The following is a 22,673-nucleotide window of genomic DNA, read 5'->3' as shown; positions in this document are numbered from 1 at the left end:
ACGCTAGCGGCCGGGTCCGACACTCCCGTCCCTCCGGCCCCAGGCGTCACCACGGGGCTTAGGATGAGAGATCGGCTCACTCACCGGGCGGTGAGCCCGTCCGCGGTGGGAGACTTGCCACATGCCCCTCACCGAGCCGTACGACGACCACTCCTCCGAGGAGGAGCTGGTGGCCGCCGTGCACGCCGCCGGTGAGGACCCGGACGCGCCGGACCCGGCCACCGCGGACGTCGGCGGGGCCCACGCCGGTCAGGGGGCACCGCCCGAGCCGGAGCCCAGCCTGCCCGAGCCGGTCCGGCAGCGGATTGTGGCGCTCACCGCCGCCGTGCTGCCCGGGCTGCCTGCCGACGAGGTGCCCGTCCCGCTGCGCCGGATCGCCAAGTTCGCCCCCAACCGGCGGGCCCGCCTGGGCGCCCCGGCCATCGCCGCCCAGCTCACCGCCGACCCGCTGTTCCGGCAGCGGGTCACCGCGCGGGTGCTGGCCGACGCCGGCGATCTCGGCACGGCCGTGGTGGAGGGGACCGCCCCGGCCGCCGCCGACCCGGTCGAGGTGGCCGCCCTGGCCTACCTGGCCCGGCCGCGCGGCTGGCGGGACCTGATCGAGGCGAGCGGCGCGGCGGTGCGCGCCGAGGCGGACAGCGCGGTGGTGGCCGAGCTGGTCCGGGAGGCCGAGCAGCGGGCCACCCGCGCCGAGCACGACCGGGCCGTGGCCCGGGTGGAGGCGGAGAAGCTGCGCGACGAGCTCGCCCGGGTCCGCGAGGAGCTGGGGCAGCTCCGCGAGGAGGCCCGCCAGCTGGCCCGGGCGCTGCGGGAGACCCAGGCCCGGGAACGCAGGGCCAGCGAGCTGCTCGCCACCGAGCGGGGCCGGGCGGCCCGGGCGGCGGCCGACGCGGACGCCGAGCTGCGTCGGGTTCGGGCCCGGCTGGCCGAGGCGGAGGCCGCGGCGGGGGTGGCCAGGGCCACCGCCAAGGAGGCCCGTTCGGTCGACGACGCGAAGCTGTGGCTGCTGCTGGAGACCATCGGGCAGGCGGCGGTCGGGCTGCGGCGCGAGCTGGCCCTCGACCCGGTGGACAAGCTGCCCGCGGACTTCGTCGCGGACGCCTTCGCCGACCAGGCGGCGGCCACCCCGGCCGGTGCGGCGGCCCGCGCCCGGGACACCGACGACCCGGCCCGGCTGGACCAGTTGCTCGCTCTGCCCAAGGCGCACCTCGTGGTGGACGGCTACAACGTCACCAAGCGCGGCTTCGGCGAGATGTCACTGGAGCAGCAGCGCAAGCGGTTGATCAGCGGGCTGGGCGGGATCGCCGCGCAGACCGGGGACGAGGTCACCGTGGTCTTCGACGGCGCGGAGCGGATCCACGGGCTGCCGCCGGCGCCGCGCGGGGTGCGGGTGCTCTTCTCCCGCAAGGGGGAGACCGCGGACGAGCTGATCCGCCGGCTGGTCCGCGCCGAGCCGCCGGGCCGGCCGGTGGTGGTGGTCTCCTCCGACCGCGAGGTCGCCGACGGGGTACGCCGGCACGGTGCGTACCCGCTGGGCGCCGACTCGCTGCTGCGGCGACTCGCCCGGTCCTGACGCTTGATGATCGGGTTCGAGGCGGCTGCTGCCTCGTTGTCCGGTTCTGTCACACCCCTGCCGTAGCGTCACGGTGACCGAAGGTGGCCGGTGGGCGACGGTGACGTCCCCCGCCCGCCGCCGACGCCGCGCGTCAGGAGGACGGATGCTGATCGACTGCGACAGATGCCGGATTCGCGGCGCGGGCTGCGCCGGCTGCCTGGTGACCGCGCTGCTCGAGGCCGACCCGGCCGGAGCAGCCCTCGGTGCCGCCGAGCGGCGGGCGATCGAGGTGTTCGCCCGGGCCGGGTTCGACGTCGAGGTGCTGCCGGCTGAGCCGGCCGCCCGGCCGCGCACCGCTGGCCGTCGCGTCGCCTAGGGCACATCGTGGGCCCAGACTACGTACGCTGACTGCTTACCCCGGCCGGACTAGTGCCGCCATTGCGTCCACATCGGATTTATGGTCGGATTTGAAATCGTTTACAGGGGGCACCGGGGGAGGTATGTGCGATGCCAGGCGGACACGACCGACGATCACTGCTACGCGGGGCCGCGACGGTCGGGGCGGGTGTCACGGCCGGCGCGCTGGCGGCCGGCGGCCCGGCGTACGCGGCCGGGGCGGGCGACGATCCGTACAGCGTCGACGTCATCAGCAAGGGCGCGGACCCCACCGGCGCAACCCCGAGCGACACCGCGTTCCGGGCGGCCGCCGCCGATGTCCTCGCCTCCTTCCAAGCGGCCCCGATTTCCGGCGCGATCCCGAAGAAGGTGCTGGTCATCCCGCCGGGCACATACTTGCTGACCCAGCCCGACTCGTTGCTGCCGAGCGTGGACGGCGCGGGCAACGGCGGCATCATCGACGGCATCGCGATCACCGGGTACGGCAAGCGGCTGTCCCGTATCGTCTACTCGCCGTCGACCAATGACACGACGTTGTGGACGAACTACCAGCGCTACAAGAACGTGCGCATTTCGGGCCTCACGTTCACCAGCACCAACGCGACATCGAGCTTCTGCTACGCGTACTCCTCGGCCTCCTACGGCGTGCAGGACACCTGGTACACCGACGTGGAGTGGCGCGGATCGTGGAAGCGTGGCATCGGGCTGGACGGCCCGACCACCACCTCCAACCTCAACAGTGAGATGGGCTGGGATCACTGCCAGGTGGGCGGCACCTACTCCGACGCCTTCCTGGTCATCGGCATGACATCGAGCGCGAGCCAGCAGGACCAGTTCCTCAACTTCTGGTTCCGAGACTGCAAGATCGAGTTCCAGTCCGGAGTGTTCGTGAAGAACATCCGGGGCGGCTCGATGAACTTCACCGGCGGCTCGTACATCCTGACCGACGCCGCGGCGGCCGGGACCTTCTTCCAGCTCACCGCGGACGCAACCAGCCGGGCGGATTCGGTGATGCGCCTGTACGCCCAGGGAATCCGCTTCGAAGTGCGCGGGACGGGCCACAAGGTGATCGACTCCAACTGGTACAAGGGCACGATCACCTTCGTCTCCTGCGACGACACCGCGCATTCGTTCAAGAGTTGGGCCGCCAGCGCGGTTCCACACGTCTATGCGTTCAACGCCAACGGCAATCGCGGGCCGATGGTGCGCTACCTCGACTGCCAGTTGATGGGCTCGCACTCGGTGGCGACCGGATCGGCTCCGACAACCGCGGGCAAGATCTTCTACGAGGGCTGCCGGTTCATCAACATGGCCGCCGCGACCGGCACGAGCGGATTCCTGCGCTGGACCGGGACGGTGGCGCCGCGTTACGAGGTCAAGGACTGCCTGGGCGGGGCGGTCTACGTCGCCGACGTCAAGAACCCGGCCTGAAGCAGACGGGGGCCCGGCCGCCTCATCCTTGCGCCCGAGAAGAGGTCACCCCCAGGGCTCCCGCCAGGTAGAGATATGGGCGGACAGCCCGATATCGGGCATTAATCCCGGTCCGGTCGGCGCCATCAACATCCTCCGGGTGGGCCTCGCCCGTCAGGCTGCGGCTGCGGTCTGAGAAGCTGACGCCCTCAGGCATCAGAGGAGTCACCGGATGAGCGGTCACGGGCAGGCAGGGCAGGAGGGACAGATGCCACGGGTACGACGTGACGGCGGCGCGCGTGGCGTGCTCGTGGCCCGCCCGTGGCGTGCCCCCGGCGGTTTGCTTGCCACCGGTACCGGGGCGACGCGGTGACGCCGCGCGGGTGGGCCGTGCTCACCCTCGCCGGGCTGGCCGTCGTGCTGGCCGTCACCGCGGCGCTGCTGATTCCGTGGCACCGGCCACCGGCGCCCCGCGCCGACCAGTTGGCCGCGTTGCGGGCGCTCCCGGTCGAGCAGGTGGCCCGCGGGCGGGCGTTCCACGGCGCGCTGCGGCCCGCCGGCTGGTCGGCGCTCGTCGTCGGCCTGGCGGTGGCCCTGGTGCTCGGGCTCACCCCGGTCGGTGGTCGCCTGGTGGAGTTCGCCGGCCGGCCGTTCGGCGGGCACTGGATCGCCCAGGCGGTGCTCGGCGGGCTGGCCGTGATGCTCCTCGCCGACCTGCTCACCCTGCCCTTCGCCGCCTGGCGGCACACCGTGCTGACCCGGTACGGGCTGAGCACCCAGGGTTGGGGCGGCTGGGCGGTGGACCTGCTCAAGTCGTACGCGGTCAGTGCGGTCATCGGCGCGCTCGCCCTGCTCGGCTTCTACGCGGTCGTCCGGCTCGCCCCGCGCTGGTGGTGGGCGTTCGGCGCGGCCGGCGCCGCCGCGCTGGTGGTGCTGCTGTCGTTCGTGCTGCCGGTGCTGGTGGAGCCGGTGTTCAACCGGTTCACCCCGATGGAGCCCGGCCCGCTGCGTACCGAGCTGATGAGCCTGGCCGCCCGCGACGGGGTGCCGGTCCGCGACGTGCTGGTGGCCGACGCCTCCCGGCGGACCCGGGCGGTCAATGCCTACGTCTCAGGGCTCGGGCCGACCCGGCGGGTGGTGGTCTACGACACCCTGCTGCGCGAGGCGACCCCCGCGGAGGTGACCAGCGTGGTCGCGCACGAGCTGGGGCACGCGCGGGACCGAGACGTGTGGATCGGCACCCTGCTCGGGGCGCTCGGCGCCGCCGCCGCGGTGGTGGCCCTCTATCTGATCGGCTCCTGGCCGCCGCTGCTGCGGCTGGCCGGGGTCGACTCGGTCGCCCAACCTCGCGCGTTCCCGCTGCTGATCGCGCTGATCACGCTGGCCGGGCTGGTGGCCACCCCGGCGCAGGCGTTGGTGTCGCGGCGGGTGGAGGCCCGGGCCGACGCGCACGCGCTCGCGTTGACCGGCGACCCGGCCACCTTCGAGGCGATGCAGCGCCGCCTGGCCGGGGTGAACCTCGCCGACCCCGACCCGCCCCGCTGGGAGTACCTCTGGTCGGCGTCCCACCCGTCCACCGTGGAGCGGATGGCCGCCGCCCGCGCCTACGCCAGGGAGATCGGCAGATGAGCCGGACCTTGCTGATCACCAACGACTTCCCGCCCCGGCCGGGTGGCATCCAGTCCTTCGTGCACAACCTCGCCGTCCGCCAGCCCCCGGGCTCCCTGGTGGTGTATGCGTCGAGCTGGCGGGGTGCCGCCAAGTTCGACGCCGACCAGCCCTTCGAGGTGATCCGGGAACGCACCAAGGTGCTGCTGCCCACCCCGCTGATCGCCCGCCGCGCGGCGAAGCTGGCCCGGGCGTACGACTGCGACACGGTGTGGTTCGGCGCGGCGGCCCCGCTGGGGCTGCTCGCGGCGAGGCTGCGCCGACGGACCGGGATCCGGCGGGCGGTGGCGTTGACCCACGGCCATGAGGCCGGCTGGGCTGCACTGCCCGGCGCCCGGTCCGCGCTGCGCCGGATCGGGCGGGGCGTGGACGTCACCACCTACCTGGGGGAATACACCCGGGTCCGGCTGGCCCGGGTGCTGGACGGGGTGACCGAGCTGCGCCGGCTCGCACCGGGCGTCGACGTCGAGACCTACCACCCGTCCGTCGACGGGGAGCGGGTACGGCTGCGGCTGGGCCTGGCCGACCGCCCGGTGGTGGTGTGCGTCTCGCGCCTGGTGCCGCGCAAGGGGCAGGACATGCTCATCCGGGCGATGCCGGAGATCCGCCGCCGGGTGCCGGACGCGGCCCTGCTGATCGTCGGCGGCGGGCCCTACCGGGCGACACTGGAGAAGCTGGCACGACAAACCGGGGTGGAACGCGAGGTGGTCTTCACCGGCTCGGTGCCGTCGGCCGAGCTGCCCGCCCACTACGCCGCCGGTGACGTGTACGCCATGCCCTGCCGGACCCGCAACCGTGGCCTGGACGTCGAAGGGCTGGGAATCGTCTACCTGGAGGCCAGCGCGACCGGGCTGCCGGTGGTGGCCGGCGACTCCGGCGGCGCGCCGGACGCCGTCCGGGAGGGGGAGACCGGGTACGTGGTCCGGGGCCGGGACGTGGCCCAGCTCGCCGACCGGGTGGCGACGCTGCTCGCCGACCGGGACCTGGCCCGGCAGCTCGGTGGCGCCGGCCGTGCCTGGGTGGAGAAGGAGTGGCGCTGGGAGGCCCAGGCGGAACGGATGGCTGCCCTCCTCGCCAGCTGACCCGGTCGAGGCGCGACCAGGAGTGGGTCGGCGTCGGCCTGGGGCCGGGATTGTCCGCCGGCGACGGCCGAGTTCCCGCGGGCAGCCGCCCGCGGCTACGGCCACGGAGGTCGCGGCGCTGCTGGTCCGCCTTGCCCTGACCCCGGCCTTCGGACCCCGCGCCTTCGCGCCCACGCACCCTGCGGCTTCGCATCCCGCGCCTTCGCGCCCCGGGCCTTCGCGCCTCGTGTTTGCGCGCGTCGTGCTTTCGTGCCTCGTGTTTTTGCGCCTCGTGTTTGCGCGCCTCGTGCCTCGTGCCTTCGCGCCTCGCGCTTTCCCACACCCGGGCCCTTCGCGTCCCCGGCGGCCGCGGGTCTCTTTTGGACGCTACGAACTTGATGGCGTGAACGATTCAGGTCGGGGTGGGGTGGTGTGGTTGGGTCGGGCGTCTGGTGCTGAGTCGTCTGCGTCATCAAGTTTGTAGGCGGGGCTGGGTCGTCTCGTCGTGGGTGGCGGTGATGGTTCGTTGGGGTGCTGTGGAGCTGATAGCGGCAACGACTCTCGCGGGGCGCGGGGCTCAGGCCGGGTGGGCGAGGAACTGGCCGGCGGGGGCGGGGCGGCCGAAGTGCCAGCCCTGGCCGGCGTCGCAGCCGATCGCCCGCAGCCGGTCCGCCTGCTCGGCGGTCTCCACGCCCTCGGCGGTGACGGTCAGGCCGAGGGCGTGCGCGAGGGACACCAGCGAGGCGAGGATCCGCTCGTCGGTCCGGCTGCCCGGGTCGTCGGCCGGGGCGCGCAGCCCGGCCACGAACTCGCCGGCCACCTTCAGCTCGGTGACCGGCAGGTCCCGCAGGTACGCCAGGTTGCAGTAGCCGGTGCCGAAGTCGTCGATGGCGATCCGGACCCCGAGCTCCTTGAGCACCCGCAGGGCGCGGACCGGCTCGGCGACGGTGCTCATCATGGTGCTCTCGGTGACCTCCAGCTGGAGTCGGTCCGGGGGCAGCCCGGTCCGCCTCAGCACGGCCTCCACCTCCTGCACCAGGCCGGGCCGGTGCAGCTGACGGACGGCCAGGTTGACGCTGACGAACGGGGCGTCGGGATGCCCCGCCGACCAGCTCTGCGCCTCCCGGCAGGCCTCGGCGAGCACCCAGCTGCCGAGCCGGACGATCAGCCCGGTCTCCTCGGCCAGCCCGATGAAGCTGTCCGGCCGGAGCACCCCCAGCTCCGGGTGGCGCCAGCGGACCAGCGCCTCCATGCCGAGCACTCGGCCGTCGCGCAGCGACGTCAGCGGCTGGTAGTCGAGGTAGAACTCGCCCCGGTTCAGGGCGGTGGGGATGGCCGCGGAGAGGGCGTACCGGGCCAGCTCCCGGCGGTTGCGGTCGGCATCGAAGACCGACCAGCGGGCCCCGCCGGCCGCCTTGGCCCAGTGCAGGGTGCTGTCCGCGGCCCGCATCAACTCCATCGGCGTGGTGCCGGCCACCTGCCGCTCCACGATCCCGATGCTGGCCGACACGGTCAGCTCGTGCCCCTCCACGAGAGCCGGCTCGCTCACCGCCGCGAGGGCCGCCTCGGCGACCTTGACCACGTCCTCGATGCAGGCGGTGCGCTCGATCAGGATGACGAACTCGTCGCCGCCGAGGCGGGCCACCAGGTGCTCGCCGAGGGCCCGGCGCAGCCGTCGCGCCACCGCCACCAGCAGTGCGTCGCCGACCTGGTGGCCGAGCGAGTCGTTGACCACCTTGAAGCGGTCCAGGTCGAGGAAGCAGAGCCCGATCCGGGCGGCACCCCGGCCCGGATCGTCGATCGCGGCGGTGAGCCGCTCGGTGAACAGGATCCGGTTGGGCAGGTCGGTCAGCGGGTCGTGGGTGGCCTGGTAGCGGAACCGCGCCTCGCTCTCCCGTAGCGCCCGTTCGGCCTGCGCCCGGGCCATCATCGCGGCCCGCCGGATCGACTCCTGCTCGTCCAGGGTGCGGTCGCGCAGGGCGCGGGCGTACCCGGTGGCGACCGTGGCCAGCAGCCGCGCCATCCGGTCCTCGACGTCGTCGACGACCAGCCCGAGGTCGCGTACCAGGCGGAGCTGGATCACCTCGATGGTGCGGCCCAGCCCTTCGGCGGAGGCGATGTGCGCCTGCACCAGCTCCGCCCCGACCTGCTGGCCGATGCGCAGGTCGAACGGCTCGGACCGGATCGCCACGGCCAGCCGCTCGGCGAGCCGTTGCAGCAGCGCCTCCAGCTGCGCCTGGGTCATCGGCAGGTAGCTGGTGCCGGAGACCGCCTTGGCCCACGCCCGGGCGAAGGTGCCGGGGCGGGAGCGGATCGTGGCGGCGGCTCCGTCACCCACCGAGCCGCCCGACGCCGCCGAGGAAGACCGACCGCTCCGCGTCCTCCGCCTGCTCCGGCGACTCCGGACGCCACTGCGGCACCCAGACCACGCCCGGGTCGACCAGCTCGAACCCGTCGAAGAGTGTGACCAGTTCGGCTCGGCTGCGGATCCAGAGCTGGTTGTCGGTGCGGCGGTAGACCCGCTCGGCCTCGGCCCGCTCGCCGGTTTCGCGGCGGCCGTCGTCGCTGGCCTGCGACAGCACCAGATGGCTGCCGGGCACCAGCGCGGACCGCAGCGTCCGCAGGATCTCCTCGGGCCGGTCGGCGGGCGGGATGAAGTGCAGCACCGCCACGACCAGCACGGCGACCGGCTGGGAGAAGTCCAGCAGCCGGGAGACCTCGGGGTGGCCGAGGATCGCGGCCGGCCGGCGCAGGTCCTCCTGGATCACCGTGGCCCGGTCGTTGCCGGCCAGGATCTCCGTGCTGTGCGCGACCGCGACCGGGTCGACGTCGACGTAGACCACCCGGCACGCCGGGTCGGCCCGCTGGGCGATCTCGTGCACGTTGCCCACCGTCGGGATGCCGGAGCCGAGATCGAGGAACTGGCGTATCCCGGAATCGGCCAGGAACTGCACCGCCCGGCGGAGGAAGGCCCGGTTGGCCTGGGCCATCAGCGGGGCCTCGGGCACGGCCTCCACCATCGCCCGGGCGGCCGCCCGGTCGGCCGCGAAGTTGTGCGAGCCACCGAGGTAGTAGTCGTACATGCGGGCCACGCTGGGGCGCTCGATGTCGATCGTGTCAGGTGCCCAGTCCGGCCGCTGCATGCCCCTGCCCCTTTTGTGTCAACAACGCGCGGGTCGTCACCCGCACGGACCACCCGGGTATTCTGCCCGCCCGCTGTCGCGGTGCAAAGACCGCCGTCGCTGCGCGATCGGCCCCTCACCGTACGCGTTCAGCAGGCGCCCGGAATGCCCGAGAGGCCCGCATCCGCAGCACGGACGCGGGCCTCTCGGCCGATGGACGGGACGCCTCAGAACTTGGGCGCGTCCGGGGCCTCCAGCAGGCCGAGCCGCAGCGCCGTCATCAGCGCCTGGGCCCGGTTGGCGGCGCCCAGCTTCTCGTAGAGCTTCGAGATGTGCGTCTTGGCGGTCGACTCGCTGACGAACAGCTGCTTGGCGATGCCGGCCACGCTCATGCCGTCGGCCAGCAGCCGCAGCACCTGGCCCTCCCGCGGGGAGAGCTGCGGGCCGGAGGGGGCCAGCCGGCGCTTCATCGCCTCGGCCAGGTCGGCGGCGGTGAACGCGCTGGGCGACGAGGCGGCGTGCCGGGCGGCCGCCACCACCTCGTCGGCCGGGGCGGTCTTCGGCACGAAGGCGCTGGCCCCCGCCTCCAGCGCTCCGAACAGCTGGTCGTCACCGGCGTACATGGTCAGCACGACGATGCCCATCGACGCGCTGGACTTGCGGAGGGCTCGGGTGGCCTCCAGGCCGCTGCCGTCGGGCAGCCGCAGGTCCATGATCACCACGTCGGGCTGGAGCGCGCCGGCCTGCCGCACGCCCTCGGCGGCGGTGGCGGCCTCGCCCACGACCTCGAACTGCCGGTCCCGCTCGAAGGCGTGCCGCAGTCCCTTGCGGATCAGGTCGTGATCGTCGACAAGGAGAACCTTGGTACGGGTGGCCGGTGTCGGGCTAGTGGTCATCCTCGGGTTACTCCCCTTCTGCTGCTGCGCTGCCGCGCACCTTATCGCGCCGGGGCGAGGAGCCGATCACCACCGCCACGGTCGTGCCGCTGGGCTGCCGCGGTCTGATCTCCAGCCGGCCCCGGATACGTTCCGCCCTCTCGGCCATGATCGCAAGCCCGTAGTGCCCGTCAGGCCGCTGGTCACCGATGCCGTGACCGTCATCCGACACTTCGATCTGGGCGTACGGGGGGTCCACCGCGCACGTGACCCACAGGTTCGCCGCCCCGGCGTGCTTGCGCGCGTTGGTGACCGCCTCCTGCGCGATGCGCAGCAACTCGGCCTCGGTTGCGGCGGGCAGCCGGGCGGTCGACTCGTCCAGCGACAGGTGCACCCGCAGCCCGCCGGACGCGCCGACGGTGCGGGCGTACTCGGCGATCGCGGCGGCCAGGCCGCCGTGCCGGTCCACCTCGCTGCGCAGCTCGAACAGGCTCAGCCGCAGCTCGGTGATCACCCGGGTGACCTCCTGCCGCAGGGTACGCAGCGAGTCGGCGGTCTCCTCGGCGTCCTCGTGCACGGTGGCCAGGGCGTTGTCGATGCCGTACCCGACCATCACCAGCTCCTGGGCGACCCCGTCGTGGATCTCCCGGGCCAGCCGCTGCCGCTCCTCGTTGGTGGCCAGCGACCGCACCTCGTCGAAGAGCAGCGCGGCCTCCAGTCGCAGCGCCGCCGGGCCGGTCAGCGCGGTCACCCGGGACACCACCGGCGGCGGGTACGCGTGTGCGGTGTCCGCCTCGATGACCACCAGGCCGACCGTGCGTACCCCGGCCACCAGCGGCACGATCAGCGCCGACACCTCGCCGGACTGCTGGGAGCGGGCCTGCGAACGGGCCGCGGTCTGCGGCTGCTGGCTGGCCCAGGCGTCGGCGATCGCCGAGTCCGCGTCGAGCGTGGTCTCCCAGTCCACCCGGTCCGCGCCGATCTGCGCGAGCACCACCAGCCGGCCGCCGCCGCTGGCGGACAGCACCGCGCCCCGGTCGGTCTTCGCCACCACCCGCAGCTCCTCCAGCAGGTGCTCGGAGATGCCGCCCGGGTCGAGCGTGGCGCCGGGCAGTTGACGGGCGACGGTGCGCAGCTGGGTCAGCAGCCGGGTGGCCTCCGCGTACGGCTGGGGCTTGCCCTCGCCGCGCACCCGCATCACCCGCTGGAGTGTGCCGGCCGTGTAGAGGCCGAGCGCGGCCAGGATCAGCCACTGCGCGCAGACCGCGAGGTAGCCGACCTGGCCGAGCTGCCGCCCGCCGCCGACCGCGGTGAAGGCCGCGCTGACCAGCAGGGTGGCGGCCGCCACGGCGAGCAGCGCCGCGCCCTCGTGGAACCGGCGGCGCAGCGCCGTCACGGTGACCGGCACGGCGAGGTACGGCAGCACCGCCGAGGCGCCCAGCCCGCCGGTCACCCCGGTCAGGTGGGTGTCGGCGGCGATCTTGCTAGCGGCCAGGCCGAGGACGACCACCTCGGCGAACCGGCTGAGCGGCCCGAGCAGCGGGTGCTGCGGGGCCAGCACGGCGGGCAGCCCGGCGAGGCCCAGCAGGGCGATCCACCAGAGCTGGGTGACGTCCCCTGTGGCGAACAGGGTCAGGACGGCGACCAGGGCGAGCAGGACCGCCCGCGCGAGCGCGGCGAGGGGCTGCGTCGGTGGCTGGCTGGGTGTCGAGGCGGGCACGTGACGGATCGTAGTCAGCGTTGGTAGATGTCCGCGATCTCCGCCGCGTACGTCTTGTGCACGACCTGCCGCTTCACCTTGAGCGAGGGGGTCAGCTCGCCGGTGTCCTCGGTGAAGTCGTGCGGCAGGATCCGGAACACCTTGATCGCCTCGGGCTTGGAGACCGACCGGTTGGCCTCGTCGATCGCGCCCTGGACCTCGGCCCGCAGCGCCTCGTCGTCGCGCAGATCGGCGACGCTGGTCGTCTCCGGCCGGCCCTGGGCGGCCAGCCACCTCGGCAGCGCCTCCTCGTCGATGGTGACCAGCGCCCCGATGAACGGCTGCCGGTCGCCGACCACCACGCACTGGCTGATCAGCGGGTGGGCCCGCACCTGGTCCTCCAGCACCGCCGGGGCCACGTTCTTGCCGCCGGCGGTCACAATGATCTCCTTCTTGCGGCCGGTGATGCTCAGGTAGCCGTCCTCGTCGAGCTGGCCCAGGTCGCCGGTGCGGAACCAGCCGTCGGTGCTGAGCGCCTCGGCGGTCGCCGCCTCGTTGTGCCAGTAGCCCCGGAAGACCAGCTCGCCGGAGATCAGGATCTCGCCGTCGTCCTCGATCCGGATGGTCACGCCAGGCAGCGGGCGGCCCACGGTGCCGATCCTGGTGGCGCTGGGCAGGTTCGCGGCGGCGGCGGGGGCGGTCTCGGTGAGGCCGTAGCCCTCGGCGACGTTCACCCCGACGCCGCGGAAGAAGTGCCCGAGCCGGGCGCCGAGCGGGGCGCCCCCGGAGATCGCGTCCCGGCACCGGCCGCCCAGCGCCGCCCGCAGCTTGCGGTAGACCAGCTTCTCGAAGAGCGCGTGCTGGGCGCGCAGCCCCAGGCCCGGGCCGTCCGGGTTCTCCAGCGCCTCGCTGTAGGCGATGGCCACCTTCTCGGCCCGGTCGAAGATCTTCCCCTTGCCCTCGGCCTCGGCCTTCTGCCGGGCGCCGTTGTACACCTTCTCGAAGACCCGGGGCACGGAGAGCACGAAGGTCGGCTTGAACTCCTGGAGCTCGGCGACCAGGTTCTTGGTGTCCGCGGTGTGGGCCATGGTGGCCCGGGCGTGCACCACGCCGATCTGGATGAGCCGGGCGAAGGCGTGCGCGAGCGGCAGGAAGAGCAGGGTGGAGGCGCTCTGCCGGAACAGGTTCGGCAGCACCGGCACGGCGTTGGCGATGTCGGCGTACATGTTGCGGTGGGTCAGCACGCAGCCCTTGGGGCGGCCGGTGGTGCCGCTGGTGTAGATGATGGTGGCGATGTCGTCGGCCTTGACGGTCGAGCGGCGTACCTCGACGTCGGCCGGGTCGACGGACCCGCCGGCGCTGACCAGCTCGTCCACCGCGCCGCTCTCGATCTGCCAGACCTGGCGCAGCTCGGGCAGCCGGTCGCCGACCCCGGCGACCACTTCGGCGTGCGCGGCGGTCTCCACCAGGGCGGCGACCGCGCCGGAGTCGGCGAGGATCCAGGCGGCCTGCTCGGCGCTGGACGTCTCGTAGATCGGCACGGTGACCGCGCCGACGGTCCAGATGGCGTAGTCGAGCAGGGTCCACTCGTAGCGGGTGCGGCTCATCAGCGCGACCCGGTCACCGGGGGAGATGCCGGCGGCGACCAGGCCCCGGGCCACCGCCACGACCTCGTCGCGGAACTGCCGGCAGGTCACGTCCGTCCAGCGGCCGTCGGCGCCGGCACGCCGGACGAACTGCACCGCGTCGGGGGCGACCTCGGCGTTGTCCCAGACCGGGTCGGTCAGGTTGGCCGCGTCGCCGACGGTGACGATCGGCGGTACGGAGAACTCGCGCACAGGCACTCCCTCGTGCTCACACCGGCCGACCGACCGGGTCGGCTCTGTCGAAACCTACCCGCCCGTTCGCGAAGGTGAGGTGGGGAGGTTGCCCGCCCGGCGGGCCGGACACACCCGGTTCGGGCCCACCGTGCCGCGCCCGCCGGGGTGGAGCGGCGCGCCCGGACCCGCCGCCGGGTAGCCTCCCCCCATGGCGGACTCCTCCACCCAGTCGATCCTCGTCGGCGCGTCACCGGACCGGGTGGCGGCGGTCATCTGCGACTTCCCCCGCTACCCGGAATGGGCCGAGGCGGTACGGCGGGCGGAGGTGATCGAGGAGTACGAGGACGGTTACGCCAGCCAGGTCCGGTTCACCATCGACGCCGGCGTGATGGCCGACGAGTACGTGCTGGCCTACGAGTACGCCGAGGACGTCTCCCGGATCGAGTGGCACCTGGTGGCGCCCTCGAAGATGCAGAAGGCCCAGCGGGGGTCGTACGACGTGACCGGTAACCCGGACGGGACCACCACGGTGACCTACACGCTCGAGGTGGAGCTCTCCGTGGCCATGCTCGGCATGTTTCGCCGCAAGGCCGAGAAAATGATCATGGATGCGGCGTTGAAGCAACTCAAGCGCCGGGTAGAAGCACTCGGTGCGGCCCACTGACCCGACCGGCGTCCGGTCGTCACGGTAGAGGAGCCGACCCATGGCCACCACTGATCCCGGTTCGGCCCGGGAGGAGGCGGAACGCCTCGTCGCCATGTTCCTGGCCGCCGCCCGGCTGGCCGCCGCCACGCCCGGGGGCGGCCAGTGGGGCCCGCTCGGCGGGATCCTGTCGGGTGTCCTCGGTCACACCTCGGACGGCGCCAGCTCCGGCGACCGGACCGCCTCGGCCGGTGGCGGCGGTTTCGCCACCGGCTCGCCGGAGTGCAGTGTCTGCCCGATCTGTCGAGGTATCGCCGCGCTGCGGGACCCGAGCCCGGAATTCGCCGAGCGGCTCGCCACCGGCGCCGGCGACCTGGCCGCCGGCGTGGCCAGCCTGCTGCGCGCGTTCGCCCCGGCCGAGCCGGCCCGCCCCGCCGGGGCCGACGAGCCGGCCGCCGGGAGCCCGACCGGAGATCACGTCTGGCGCGCGGCCACCCGCACCGGGCATGATTCTCAGCCGGCACCCGAGCAGGACGTCTGGTCCGCCGCGACCCGGGGGGAGGGCGTGGCCGACCCGGGTGCCGCCGTGCCGCCCGCCGACGCCGCCGGGCCGGACGTGCCGGTGTCCCACCGGCCGCCGGCCGGCCGTCCCGTGGTGCCCGTCGCCCGGGCGTCCGGCGAGGTGGCCGAGGAGGCACCAGGCGACGGGGCCTGACCACCGGACATCCCGACCTCACCCGGCCGCGCCGGACGAGGTCAGGGAGCACAGCAGAGGGGAGTGGCGGCGGTGACGCTGACCATCGGAGTCGACGTCGGTGGCACCAAGGTGGCCGGCGGTGTCGTGGACGACACCGGCAAGGTTCTCGTGCAGGCCCGACGGGACACCCCCGCCGAGGACGTGGCCAAGACCCGGGACACCATCATCGAGGTGGTCACCGAGCTGGCCACCGGCTACCCGGTCGAGGCGGTCGGCATCGGCGCGGCCGGCTGGATCGACGCCTCCCGCTCCACCGTGCTCTTCGCCCCCAACCTGGCCTGGCGGGACGAGCCGCTGCGCGAGTACGTCAGCAACGCCATCGGGGTGCCGGTGATCGTGGAGAACGACGGGAACGTGGCCGCCTGGGCGGAGTTCCGCTACGGCGCGGCCCGGGCCGCCGACGACTCGATGGTCATGTTCACCATCGGCACCGGCGTCGGCGGCGGCATCGTGCTCGGCGGCGAGCTGCTCCGCGGCGCCAACGGCATCGCGGCCGAGCTAGGGCACATGCTCACCGTGCCGGACGGTCACCAGTGCGGCTGCGGCCGGCTGGGCTGCATCGAGCAGTACGCCAGCGGCAGCGCCCTGGTCCGCTTCGCCCGCGCCGCCGCCCGCCAGGAACCGCACCGGGCCGCCGCCCTGCTGGAGCTGGCCGGTGGCGAGGCCGACGCGATCACCGGGCCGATGGTGACCGCCGCCGCGCAGGGCGGCGACCCGGTCTCCGCCGAGGCGTTCGCCCAGGTCGGCCGGTGGCTGGGCACCAGCCTCGCCGACATGGCACAGATCCTCGACCCGCAGGTGCTGGTCGTCGGGGGCGGCGTGGTCGAGGCCGGTGACCTGCTGATGGGCCCGACCCGCCGGTCGTACAGCCAGGCCCTCGCCCAGCGCAGCCGGCTGCCGGTGGCCGAGATCCGCCCGGCCGAGCTGGGCAACACCGCCGGCGTCATCGGCGCCGCCGACCTGGCCCGGCGGATCTGAGGTGCCCGGCCCGGGCGTGCCGCTGCGGGTGATGTCGTACAACGTGCACAGCCAGCGGGACGACACCGCCGCGCTGGCCGAGGTGGTCCGGGCGGCCGCGCCGGACGTGGTGATCGTCCAGGAGGGGCCGCGCCGGTTCCGGTGGCGGCAGAAGTGCGCCTCGCTGGCCGACTCGTTCGGCCTGGTCGTGGCGGCCGGCGGCCTGCCGGCGCTGGGCAACCTGCTGCTGACCAGCCTGCGGGTGCGGGTGCTGGCCACCCGCTGCCAGCGCTACCCGCTGACCCCCGGACGGCACCTGCGCGGCGCCGCGTACGCCGAGTGCCTGGTGGGTGGGAGCCGGTTCCTGCTGGCCGGATCCCACCTCGCCACCGACCCGGCGGAGCGGCCGGCGCAGGCGGCCGCGTTCAAGCGGGAACTGGCCGCCGCGACGCTGCCGGTGGTGGCCGGCGCCGACCTCAACGAGGAGCCGGACGGGCCGGCGTGGCGGACGGTGGCGGCGGGCCTGACCGACGCCGCGGTGGCCGCGGACCGGGCGGACCGGCACACGTTCTCCTGCGCCCACCCGCACCGGCGGATCGACGCCCTCTTCGTCGACCCGCGGATCACCGTGGTGGACTACGACGTGGTGGACACCCCGCGCACCCGCCGGGCCAGCGACCACTTCCCCCTGCTGGTCGACCTGCTGCTGCCCGCCGACGGCTGAACCGGCGGCCCGCCGGGAACATCGGGCGGGCTGGACAACCGCGGGCATTGTCGGCAGGATTTCGCACCGACCGGCACTCGTGCCGCACAAAGGAGAATTCCCCGGTGCCCTCCTCCACCGACCTCGGCCGCCCCGATCCGGACCCGACGATCGCCCTGACCCGGGACGGCCGCCCGGTCTCCGACCGCGGCGACACCGTCTGCGTCATCGGCTCCGGGGCCAGCGGCCTCACCGCCGTGAAGAACCTCCGCGAGCACGGCTTCGGCGTCGACTGCTACGAGCGGGAGACCGGCATCGGCGGAGCGTGGAACTGGCGGCACGACCGCAGCCCGGTGTACGCCAGCACCCACCTCATCTCGTCCCGGCCGTTCACCCAGTTCCCCGACTTCCCGATGCCGGACGACTGGCCGGACTACCCGCACCACGCCCAGCTGCTGTCCTATTTCGAGCGCTACGCCGACCACTTCGACCTGCGCCAGCACATCTGGTTCGGCACCGAGGTGGTCCGGGTGGAGCCGGTCGAGGGAGACCGGTGGGACGTCACCACCCGCAGCACCGGCGGCTACGGCCCGGAGCGCACCTCCCGGTACGCCGCCGTGGTGCTCGCCAACGGGCACAACTGGTCGCCGAAGCTGCCCCGCTACGAGGGCCTGGAGCAGTTCCGGGGCGAGGTCATGCACGCCTCGTCCTACAAGGACCCGGCGCAGCTGCGCGGCAAGCGGGTGCTGGTGGTGGGCGGCGGCAACACCGGTTGCGACATCGCGGTCGAGGCGGCCCAGCAGGCCTCCCACTGCTGGCACTCCACCCGCCGCGGCTACTGGTACGCCCCGAAGTACGTCTTCGGCCGCCCCGCCGACCAGGTCAACGACACCCTGCTCGCGCTGCGGGTGCCGCTGCGGGTACGCCAGTGGCTCTACCACCGGACGCTGCGGCTGACCGTCGGCGACCTGACCCGGTTCGGCCTGCCCAGACCGGACCACCGGGTCTACGAGACCCACCCGATCGCCAACAGCCAGCTGATCTACTACGTGGGCCACGGAGAGGTCACCCCGGTGCCGGACCTGACCCGGTTCCACGACCGCACGGTGGCGCTCAGCGACGAGCGGGAGATCGACCCGGAGCTGGTCATCTTCGCCACCGGCTACCTGCCGCGCTTCGAGTTCCTCGACGGCGCGGTGCTCGGCGACGCCGACGGGTCGGGCCGGCCGCGCCTGTGGCTGAACGCCTTCGCCGCCGGGCACCCCACGCTGGCCGTGGTCGGCCTGGTGCAGCCGGACTCCGGCGTGTTCACCATCGCGCACTGGCAGAGCGTGCTGTTCGCCCGGCTGCTCGCCCTGCGTACCGCCCGGCCGGACCGGGCCGCCGCGTTCGGCCGTAAGGTCGCCGCCGGCCTCGGCGAGCGGTACTCGCCGAAGGTCAAGGACAGCAGCCGGCACTGGTTCGAGGTCGGGCACGCCGACTACCTGCGGGCGCTCCAGCGCGCCCTGGACGAGCTGGAGGGCAAGTGAGCGAGCGGAGCGAGCGAACCATTCGGTTCAGCAGCGTGGCGCCTCGCGCCGCCGGGGAGCGAAGCGAGGCGGCGGCGTGAGCGAGCGGGTGCGGATCGTCCGGGCCTGGGAGTGGGCCCGCCCGGAGCGCCCGGCCCGCCGGGAGGTGCTGTCCGTGGTGCCGGAGTTGGAGGAGGGGAAGCCGCCGCTGCTGTTCGTACCCGGGTTCGGGCACGGGGCGTGGGCGTTCGCCGAGCACTGGCTGTCGCACGCCGCGTCCCGCGGCTTCCCCGCGTACGCGCTGAGCTTGCGCGGGCACGGGGGCAGCGAGCCGGCGCCGGCGGCGACGCTGCGGTCGTACACCCATGACGTGGTCCAGGCGGCGGCGGGCCTGCCGCGGCAGGCGGTGCTGGTGGGGCACGGCGCCGGTGCCCGGGTGGTGGCGCACGCGCTGGCCCGCTACCCGGCTCGGGCGGCGGTGCTGGTGGCGCCGGTGTTCGGCGGCTGGGGGACGTTCGGTACGGCGTTGCGGCGCAACCCGGTGGGCACCCTGCCGGCGGTCTTCGGTGGCCGCCTGCGACTCAACCGCCGGCAGCTGTTCAGCCGGGAGCTGCCGGACGGCGAGGCCCGCCGGCACGTCGCGCGGCTCGGCCGGGCCGGCCGGCGGGCGCAGTGGCAGCTGCTCACCGGCCGGCAGCCGGAGCCGGCGGTGGGCCGCCCGCCGGTGCTGGTGCTGGGCAGTCCGGACGACCGGGTGGTGCCGTCGGCCGCGCTGGCCCGGGCCGCGCGCCGGTACGCCTCGGCCCCGCTGCTCTTCCCGGGCATGGGCCACGACCTGATGCTCGACGCCCGCTGGCGGGAGCCGCTCGACGCGATCCTCGACTGGCTGGAGAAGGACCCGGCGCCCGCCCGCGGGTGACACCGGCACCGGTCAGTCGGTCGCGGCGAGCCGGCGCAGCAGCGAGCCGCTCTCGTCCAGGGCGCTCAGGTACGACTGGGCCCAGGCGTGGATGTCGTTGCGGCGCAGGTGCGCCCGCATCGCGCGCATCCGGGCCGAGACGTCATCGGGTCCGGCCCGCAGCGCGCTGCGCAGCGCCTGTTTGAGCCCGTCCAGGTCGTGCGGGTTGACCAGGTACGCCTGGGTCAGCTCCTCGGCGGCGCCGGCGAACTCGCTGAGCAGCAGCGCGCCGGTGCCGTCCACCCGGGCGGCCACGTACTCCTTGGCGACCAGGTTCATCCCGTCGCGCAGCGGGGTCACCGCCATCACGTCGGCGATCCGGTAGAGGGCGACCAGTTCGGTGCGGTCGAAGGGCTGGCTCAGGTAGTGGATCGCCGGCTCGCCGACCCGGCCGAACTCGCCGTTGATCCGGCCGACCTGGTGCTCCACCCGGTCGCGGAGGATCTGGTACTGGGCGACGCGTTCCCGGCTGGGCACCGCGACCTGGATCAGCACCGTGTCCCGGACCTTGACGTCCCCGCTGGCCAGCAGCTCGCGGTACGCCTTGAGCCGCTGCTCGATGCCCTTGGTGTAGTCCATCCGGTCCACGCTGAGGATGACCTGCTCCGGGTCACCGAGGTCCTTGCGCAGCCGGTGGGCCCGGTCGGCGACCTCGGGCCGGGCGGCGAGCGCGGCCATCTCGGCAGTGTCGATGGAGACGGGGAAGGCGCCGACCCGGACCGTCCGGTCGCCGACCTCGACCCGCCGGTCGGTGGCGGGCAGGTCGAGCACCCTGGCCACCAGTTGGGCGAAGTTGTGCGCGGCGTGCGCCCGCTGGAAGCCGATCAGGTCGGCGCCGAGCATGCCGCGCAGCAGTTCGGCCCGGCGGGGGAGCTGCATGAACAGCTCCGGCGGCGGGAACGGGACGTGCAGGAAGAAGCCGATCCGCAGGTCGGGGCGGAGCCGCCGGAGCAGCCCCGGGACGAGCTGGAGGTGGTAGTCCTGCACCCAGACCAGGCCGCCCGGCTCCGCCACCTCGGCCGCGGCGTCGGCGAACCGCTGGTTGACCCGCTGGTACGCCTCCCACCAGCGGCGGTGGTACTCGGGCTGCTCGACGGCGTCGTGGTAGAGCGGCCAGAGGGTCGCGTTGGCGAAGCCCTCGTAGTGGTCGCGCAGGTCGTCGGCGGTCAGCGGGACGGTGTGCATCCGGACGCCGTCCACCTCGGGCAGGTGCGGCGCCGGGCCGGTGCCGCCGGCCCAGCCGACCCAGGTGGCCGGGGTGTGCCGGAGCAGGGGGTGCAGGGCGCTCACCAGGCCGCCGGGGCTGCGGCGCCACTCGCAGGCGCCGTCCGGCGCCACGCTGTCGTCGACGGGAAGGCGGTTGGCCACCACCACGAGGGGACTCGGTCGCATCTCGGGCAATCCGCTCAGCAGAGGGCCGGCGACCGGAGCGAGGAACAAACCGGACAGCCGGTGCGGGACGTGACGTACGGTATTCCTACTGACCGTAAGTTACACCCTTGTTACGCGAGTGCGGCCGGGGCGACAGGCGTCCCGGTATCCGGGCGACGGCCGGGGCGGAGCGGTCAGACCACCGCGCCGTCGTCCGGGTCCTGCTCGTCGGAGTCGCCGGGCCGCAGCCGCCAGATCAGCATCACGAAACCGGCCAGGATCCCGGTGAAGCCGAGCAGCGTCACCACGGACGGGTCGGTGACCGGGAGCACGGTGGGGGACAGGAAGAGCACGAACCCGGCCACGATGCAGAGCACGCCGATCACCGCGTACTTGGAGAAGCGCGGCAGCGGGGGCGGCGGGGGCGGGGTGTAGTGCTCGTCCTGGTCGTCGGGCAGGTCGGCGCCGAAGGTGTCCAGGCCGTCCAGCAGCGACGGCTCGTCGGGCCGGTCCCGGCTCACCGAGATGCCGGAGACGTCCGCCGCGTACGGCAGGCGCCGGACGTCGGTGGCGGTCGGACCGCCGGTCTCCTCGGCCCGCCCCCCGGCGCCCCCGGCCGGCCCGGACGGGTCGACGGAGTCGTCGTCCACGTCCTCGGCGGCGGGCCACGGGTGGCTGCCCGCGGTCGGGGCGTCGAACCCGGCGACGATCTTCGCCCACTCCGCCTCGATGTCCGGCTCGTCGCCCCGGGCCGGCTCACGGCCCCCCTCGTCGGTGAGCTGGGTGAGGTAGTCCCGGGCGGTGGTCAGGTGCGACCGGTCGACGTAGAGCCGGTCGACCGGGCGGGACGGGACCGTGGTGGTGCGGGTGATCGGGTTGAGGTCGGCGGAGGGCTGGAGGTAGGCGGCGATCCCGCCGGCGGCGAGCACGTCGAGCAGATGTTCCCCGATCCGCGGATCGACGTCGCCCGCGACCGCGTACTCGGCCGCGTCGAGCCCGTTGTCCCGCCGTCCCCGGCGGGGCCCACCCGCTGACACCGGACACCCCTCCTCGCCGCACCTCGGTGCGTCCCGACCCGGCGCCCCGTACGCCGTGCCCTGAATCGTGACACGTCGGGACCCGGTTCCGGGAGTGCGTTGTGGCGTGCCGCTCCCGGTTCGTAGGCTCTTCCCGGACAGTCCCGCTCGCCGACGGCGCCCCGGGCGCGGTCCCGGGCGGCGTCCCGGCGGCCCGTTCCGGGCTCCCCGGCGACGACGGCTCCAGGTCGCTGCGCGGCGTCGAACCGGCCCTCCTTCGGTCCGGAGCGCCGCCTGGCGGCGTGGGGGTCGAACTGTGGCCGCCAGCCGAGCTGGAGCCGTCGTAGGGTGCCGCCACCCCCGCCTGGAAGGACCCCGGTGCTGTACTGGCTGTTGAAGTACATCGTCCTCGGCCCGCTGCTGAGGCTGATCTTCCGCCCGCAGGTGGAAGGGCTCGAGCACGTCCCGGAGACCGGGCCGGTCATCCTGGCGAGCAACCACCTCTCCTTCTCGGACTCGATCTTCACGCCGCTCATCGTCAAGCGAAAAGTCACATTCATCGCCAAAGCGGAGTACTTCACCGGTAAGGGGATCAAGGGCTGGCTGACGAAGATGTTCTTCGTCGGCTCCGGCACCATCCCGGTCGACCGGTCCGGCGGCCAGGCGGCCCGGGCCGCGCTGGACACTCAGCTCAAGGTGCTGCGGGCGGGCGGGATCGCCGGCATCTATCCCGAGGGGACCCGCTCGCCCGACGGGCGGCTCTACCGGGGCAAGACCGGGGTGGCCCGGCTCGCCCTGGAGAGCGGCGCCCCGGTGGTCCCGATGGCGATGCTCAACGCCGACGAGATCCAGCCGCCCGGCCAGCTCATCCCCACGATCAAGCGGGTCCGGATCCGCTTCGGCACGCCGCTGGACTTCTCCCGCTACGCCGGGATGGCCGGCGACCGGTTCGTCGAGCGGGCGATCACCGACGAGATCATGTACGAGGTGATGGAACTCTCCGGCCGCGAGTACGTCGACATGTACGCGCAGAAGGCCAAGAACCAGTCCCCCGAGCCGGTCCCGGCCTGAGCGTGCGAATCATCCGGCGCAGCCGCCCCGGCGCCTCGCCCCGGCGCCCCGCGCCGTCGGCCGGCCGGAGCGAGCCGGCGGCA

The 22,673-nt window shown here is 73.9% G+C and carries 19 protein-coding genes; 12 read left to right on the top strand and 7 right to left on the bottom strand.

Annotation, left to right across the window (positions count from 1 at the left end):
• Positions 1-121: 121 nt before the first annotated feature.
• From ACY34I_RS04555 to ACY34I_RS04535, 5 genes are all read left to right on the top strand, one after another.
• Entirely contained in the window at positions 122-1,573 is a 1,452-nt protein-coding gene (locus ACY34I_RS04555) for an NYN domain-containing protein (RefSeq protein WP_462752731.1), read from the top strand.
• 145 nt (positions 1,574-1,718) lie between these two features.
• A complete protein-coding gene (locus tag ACY34I_RS04550; RefSeq protein ID WP_462752729.1) occupies positions 1,719-1,931 on the top strand; it encodes a hypothetical protein in 213 nt (70 codons plus the stop codon).
• 131 nt (positions 1,932-2,062) lie between these two features.
• Positions 2,063-3,382 carry a hypothetical protein gene (locus ACY34I_RS04545; RefSeq protein ID WP_462752727.1) on the top strand — a complete coding sequence of 440 codons (1,320 nt, stop codon included), beginning with the start codon at positions 2,063-2,065 and terminating at the stop codon, positions 3,380-3,382.
• Between the two features lie 348 nt (positions 3,383-3,730).
• Positions 3,731-4,990 carry a M48 family metallopeptidase gene (locus ACY34I_RS04540; RefSeq protein WP_462752725.1) on the top strand — a complete coding sequence of 420 codons (1,260 nt, stop codon included), beginning with the start codon at positions 3,731-3,733 and terminating at the stop codon, positions 4,988-4,990.
• A complete protein-coding gene (locus tag ACY34I_RS04535; protein WP_462752723.1) occupies positions 4,987-6,111 on the top strand; it encodes a glycosyltransferase family 4 protein in 1,125 nt (374 codons plus the stop codon). Before ACY34I_RS04540 ends, ACY34I_RS04535 begins: the two co-directional genes overlap by 4 nt.
• 556 nt (positions 6,112-6,667) lie before the next feature.
• On the opposite strand, the gene ACY34I_RS04530 is transcribed toward ACY34I_RS04535, so the two are convergent.
• The 5 genes from ACY34I_RS04530 to ACY34I_RS04510 all read right to left on the bottom strand — a co-directional run bounded on the left by ACY34I_RS04530 (position 6,668) and on the right by ACY34I_RS04510 (position 13,624).
• Positions 6,668-8,335 carry a putative bifunctional diguanylate cyclase/phosphodiesterase gene (locus ACY34I_RS04530; RefSeq protein WP_462752992.1) on the bottom strand — a complete coding sequence of 556 codons (1,668 nt, stop codon included), beginning with the start codon at positions 8,333-8,335 and terminating at the stop codon, positions 6,668-6,670.
• An 85-nt stretch (positions 8,336-8,420) separates the two neighbouring features.
• Positions 8,421-9,233, bottom strand: coding sequence for an SAM-dependent methyltransferase (locus ACY34I_RS04525; RefSeq protein ID WP_462752721.1), 813 nt, complete (start codon positions 9,231-9,233; stop codon positions 8,421-8,423).
• A gap of 206 nt (positions 9,234-9,439) precedes the next feature.
• Complete coding sequence (locus ACY34I_RS04520) at positions 9,440-10,108, bottom strand: response regulator transcription factor (RefSeq protein ID WP_007072219.1); 669 nt, start codon at positions 10,106-10,108, stop codon at positions 9,440-9,442.
• A gap of 7 nt (positions 10,109-10,115) precedes the next feature.
• Positions 10,116-11,807: a GAF domain-containing sensor histidine kinase gene (locus tag ACY34I_RS04515; RefSeq protein ID WP_462752719.1), complete on the bottom strand. Its 1,692-nt coding sequence runs from the start codon at positions 11,805-11,807 to the stop codon at positions 10,116-10,118.
• A gap of 14 nt (positions 11,808-11,821) precedes the next feature.
• Entirely contained in the window at positions 11,822-13,624 is a 1,803-nt protein-coding gene (locus ACY34I_RS04510) for an AMP-dependent synthetase/ligase (RefSeq protein ID WP_462752717.1), read from the bottom strand.
• A 190-nt stretch (positions 13,625-13,814) separates the two neighbouring features.
• Here ACY34I_RS04510 and ACY34I_RS04505 point away from each other — a divergent pair, with 190 nt between their 5' ends.
• From ACY34I_RS04505 to ACY34I_RS04480, 6 genes are all read left to right on the top strand, one after another.
• Positions 13,815-14,270, top strand: coding sequence for an SRPBCC family protein (locus ACY34I_RS04505; protein WP_148803254.1), 456 nt, complete (start codon positions 13,815-13,817; stop codon positions 14,268-14,270).
• A 40-nt stretch (positions 14,271-14,310) separates the two neighbouring features.
• Positions 14,311-14,964 carry a hypothetical protein gene (locus tag ACY34I_RS04500; protein ID WP_462752714.1) on the top strand — a complete coding sequence of 218 codons (654 nt, stop codon included), beginning with the start codon at positions 14,311-14,313 and terminating at the stop codon, positions 14,962-14,964.
• Between the two features lie 63 nt (positions 14,965-15,027).
• Positions 15,028-15,984: an ROK family glucokinase gene (locus tag ACY34I_RS04495; protein WP_462752712.1), complete on the top strand. Its 957-nt coding sequence runs from the start codon at positions 15,028-15,030 to the stop codon at positions 15,982-15,984.
• Positions 15,985-16,015: 31 nt separating this feature from the next.
• A complete protein-coding gene (locus ACY34I_RS04490) occupies positions 16,016-16,687 on the top strand; it encodes an endonuclease/exonuclease/phosphatase family protein (RefSeq protein ID WP_462752990.1) in 672 nt (223 codons plus the stop codon).
• A 104-nt stretch (positions 16,688-16,791) separates the two neighbouring features.
• On the top strand, positions 16,792-18,195 hold the full coding sequence (locus ACY34I_RS04485; RefSeq protein ID WP_462752710.1) for a flavin-containing monooxygenase: 1,404 nt from the start codon (positions 16,792-16,794) through the stop codon (positions 18,193-18,195).
• 76 nt (positions 18,196-18,271) lie between these two features.
• A complete protein-coding gene (locus tag ACY34I_RS04480; RefSeq protein ID WP_148803264.1) occupies positions 18,272-19,093 on the top strand; it encodes an alpha/beta hydrolase in 822 nt (273 codons plus the stop codon).
• Positions 19,094-19,105: 12 nt separating this feature from the next.
• Here ACY34I_RS04480 and ACY34I_RS04475 read toward each other — a convergent pair whose 3' ends face one another.
• Together ACY34I_RS04475 and ACY34I_RS04470 are read right to left on the bottom strand one after the other, a co-directional pair.
• Positions 19,106-20,524, bottom strand: a complete 1,419-nt coding sequence (locus ACY34I_RS04475; RefSeq protein WP_462752707.1) for an alpha,alpha-trehalose-phosphate synthase (UDP-forming) — start codon at positions 20,522-20,524, stop codon at positions 19,106-19,108.
• Positions 20,525-20,697: 173 nt separating this feature from the next.
• Complete coding sequence (locus tag ACY34I_RS04470; RefSeq protein ID WP_462752705.1) at positions 20,698-21,540, bottom strand: DUF308 domain-containing protein; 843 nt, start codon at positions 21,538-21,540, stop codon at positions 20,698-20,700.
• A gap of 357 nt (positions 21,541-21,897) precedes the next feature.
• Here ACY34I_RS04470 and ACY34I_RS04465 point away from each other — a divergent pair, with 357 nt between their 5' ends.
• Complete coding sequence (locus ACY34I_RS04465; protein ID WP_148803270.1) at positions 21,898-22,590, top strand: lysophospholipid acyltransferase family protein; 693 nt, start codon at positions 21,898-21,900, stop codon at positions 22,588-22,590.
• Positions 22,591-22,673 lie beyond the last annotated feature (83 nt).

This window comes from Micromonospora sp. RTBAU3-60, from assembly GCF_054963695.1.
Note: the sequence above shows the minus strand (reverse complement) of the source record. Positions and strands in the feature narration are given on the sequence as shown.

Excerpts from the sequence above, each read along its gene's own strand:
- ACY34I_RS04555 (WP_462752731.1), top strand. The coding sequence starts at position 122 with ATGCCCCTCACCGAGCCGTACGACGACCACTCCTCCGAGGAGGAGCTG.
- ACY34I_RS04500 (WP_462752714.1), top strand. The coding sequence starts at position 14,311 with ATGGCCACCACTGATCCCGGTTCGGCCCGGGAGGAGGCGGAACGCCTC.
- ACY34I_RS04545 (WP_462752727.1), top strand. The coding sequence starts at position 2,063 with ATGCCAGGCGGACACGACCGACGATCACTGCTACGCGGGGCCGCGACG.
- ACY34I_RS04490 (WP_462752990.1), top strand. The coding sequence starts at position 16,016 with ATGTCGTACAACGTGCACAGCCAGCGGGACGACACCGCCGCGCTGGCC.
- ACY34I_RS04505 (WP_148803254.1), top strand. The coding sequence starts at position 13,815 with ATGGCGGACTCCTCCACCCAGTCGATCCTCGTCGGCGCGTCACCGGAC.
- ACY34I_RS04475 (WP_462752707.1), bottom strand. The coding sequence starts at position 20,524 with ATGCGACCGAGTCCCCTCGTGGTGGTGGCCAACCGCCTTCCCGTCGAC.
- ACY34I_RS04525 (WP_462752721.1), bottom strand. The coding sequence starts at position 9,233 with ATGCAGCGGCCGGACTGGGCACCTGACACGATCGACATCGAGCGCCCC.
- ACY34I_RS04520 (WP_007072219.1), bottom strand. The coding sequence starts at position 10,108 with ATGACCACTAGCCCGACACCGGCCACCCGTACCAAGGTTCTCCTTGTC.
- ACY34I_RS04550 (WP_462752729.1), top strand. The coding sequence starts at position 1,719 with ATGCTGATCGACTGCGACAGATGCCGGATTCGCGGCGCGGGCTGCGCC.
- ACY34I_RS04530 (WP_462752992.1), bottom strand. The coding sequence starts at position 8,335 with ATGACCCAGGCGCAGCTGGAGGCGCTGCTGCAACGGCTCGCCGAGCGG.
- ACY34I_RS04535 (WP_462752723.1), top strand. The coding sequence starts at position 4,987 with ATGAGCCGGACCTTGCTGATCACCAACGACTTCCCGCCCCGGCCGGGT.